The organism is Streptococcus oralis (assembly GCF_001588645.1).
Taxonomy (GTDB): domain Bacteria; phylum Bacillota; class Bacilli; order Lactobacillales; family Streptococcaceae; genus Streptococcus; species Streptococcus oralis_AB.
Genome location: NZ_LAYF01000064.1, coordinates 1 through 299 on the forward strand (window position 1 = coordinate 1; position 299 = coordinate 299).

1 protein-coding gene is annotated in these 299 nt (G+C 47.8%); it reads left to right on the forward strand.

Going from position 1 to position 299, the window contains the following annotated elements; genetic code table 11:
- Positions 1–299, forward strand: a 299-nt coding sequence (locus tag A0739_RS09855) for a serine hydrolase (RefSeq protein ID WP_155718989.1), incomplete at both ends; no start/stop codon positions are given.

The following is a 299-nucleotide window of genomic DNA, read 5'->3' on the forward strand; positions in this document are numbered from 1 at the left end:
TCTGCGGTGCCAACTGTTCGTGGCGTTGAAGCAGGGGTGGTTCATGATCCCAAAGCGCGTGTCCTAGGCTATCATGCCGGTAGTGCTGGACTTTTTTCAAGACTTGAGGATTTGCAGATCTTTTTAGAGCATTATTTGCAGGATGAGTTTGCAGAGAAATTGAGCCAAAACTTTGCTCTAGAGCCGGGCAAGACACGCAGTCTAGCTTGGAATTTAGAAGGGAAATGGCTGGATCATACTGGCTATACGGGGACTTTTGTCATGTATAATCGGGCGGAGCAGAAAGCCGCAATCTTTCT